The 1,825-nt window shown below is 53.5% G+C and carries 2 protein-coding genes; both read right to left on the bottom strand.

Going from position 1 to position 1,825, the window contains the following annotated elements:
• Positions 1-379, bottom strand: a 379-nt coding sequence (locus ABD76_RS25855; RefSeq protein ID WP_197257741.1) for an ATP-binding protein, incomplete at its 3' end; no start/stop codon positions are given.
• 1 nt (position 380) lies between these two features.
• Positions 381-1,825, bottom strand: a 1,445-nt coding sequence (gene istA, locus ABD76_RS25860) for an IS21 family transposase (RefSeq protein WP_197259833.1), incomplete at its 5' end; no start/stop codon positions are given.

A 1,825-nucleotide genomic window follows, 5' to 3' on the forward strand; every position in this document is an offset into this window, starting at 1 on the left:
GGTAGAATTGCACGGTTTTGCCTCGTCTGCAGGCCTCTACCCCTAAAGCCGTCGCCATATGAGTCTTCCCGGTTCCTACAGCGCCCATCAGCAGCAAATTCTCTTTGCGCTCTAGCCATTCTAACTCCCGAAGCCTGTCCGGACTGCTTCCGCTTGGAAACGAAATATGTTCGTAGACATAGCCTTCGAACGTTTTAATATGGGGGAATCCCGCCTGCTGTACGAGCTTTCCCAGTTTGGCGCGGCGCCGGCCATCGAGTTCGGCGGTCAGAAGTTGTTCCACCAGCATGCTCACTTGTTCGTCCTGCTGAAGCGCGACGTATTCCACCACATGAGCCAGCCGAAGTTGCCGGCACAAATCCGCGAGTTCTGTTCTCATCCTAGCTCACCCCCATCAGTTGGTCATAGCGCCCAAGCAATCCACTTTTCTGTGTTCCCGGAGGAGACAGCGTTTCGTGCCAGGCGGCCGGGAGGTCTCGGTCCCCTTGTTTCACGCCCAGCGCCGCTGTGAGACAAGCTACCGTTGCTTCACAGCCCTCCTGCTCCAGGACTTCCTGTATTTGTTCCATACGATATACACCGCACCAGTGGGTCAGTGCTTGCAAACGCTCCTTGCGCAACTCCAGTTCGTTCACCCGGACATACTGCTGTATGGTATCCGGCAGCATGCGAATAAACTGGGAATTCATGACGCTGCGTGGTTTCCGCAAAAGATTCGTAAACACCTGTGGCCACGGAATTTCTGCCGTTTGGCCTGTATATGGACGAGGCACTTCCCGTATGGGGTGGTGCTGGCTGTTTAGGATGACCAAGCGATCCCAGAACGTCTGAATGAGCACTTCATTTCCTGGCTGAACTAAGCCCAGCAACGGGATCGTCGTCTCGTCTGCCCGGATCTCTCCGTACTTGTTGACGACTGCGGCGCTCATGCGAAAGGCTTCAAATCCGCTTTCCGGCAGGGTGAGCAGATGGTCGCGATCCGTTTCCCATAGATCGGCGATCCGCATTTTTTTGGTGTAATGTGAGCGCTCTTGATCTTGTCGGGCCTGCTCTGTGAAATAAGAAACGAGCTGTTCATGGCTCTCATAAACCGGAATGGGAACGGCCCAATTGCGCTTGGCATATCCGCATTTATTCTCCACACTCCCTTTTTCATGCCCACGGTATGGGTTACAAAATACAGCTTCAAACCGGTAGTGAGCACAGAAGCGCTGAAATCCTTCGGTAAGCTGCCTTTCCCCTTGCTTTTCAATGTGGACCACCGCTGCTGACAGATTGTCGAACCAGATCCGCTGGACGCCTCCCATCTGCTCGAAACATTGCTTCATCGCTTCTAAAAAGCATTCCTGATTCTCAGCCGGTGTCGGGTATACAAATGCAGCATTACTGTACGGAAAGGAGATCACCAGCAACTTGTAGGTGAGTAGCTGCTGCGCTCGACTGACCTGCATGGTCGTAAAATCCACCTGTGCTTCTCCCGGTGGATGCTCCAACCGCTCGTAGGTTTTAGCGCGTTCGAGCTCCATTTCGTTTTTTCGCTTCCGGACATAGGCCAAAACGGTTCGTTGTCCGCCTGTAAACTGGTGTTCATCTCTCAGCCGCTGGTAGATCCGTATCCCGGTATGCCGCTGTTTCCGGGGAAGCAGGCGATCTTCCTCCAGCCATGTGTCCACGATCTCCATATACGGCCCCATAACTGGGCTTTTACTCTTTCTTTTACCAATCGATTCGTTCCAGTTGGATTGATCTGCGTACTTCTTCGCGGTTCTCCAGTGAATGCCCATCTGTCTGGCGATGTCACGGATCGAGCACCCTTCTGCTTCGC

The organism is Paenibacillus dendritiformis (assembly GCF_015845845.1).
In the GTDB taxonomy this organism is placed as follows: Bacteria; Bacillota; Bacilli; order Paenibacillales; family Paenibacillaceae; genus Paenibacillus_B; species Paenibacillus_B dendritiformis_C.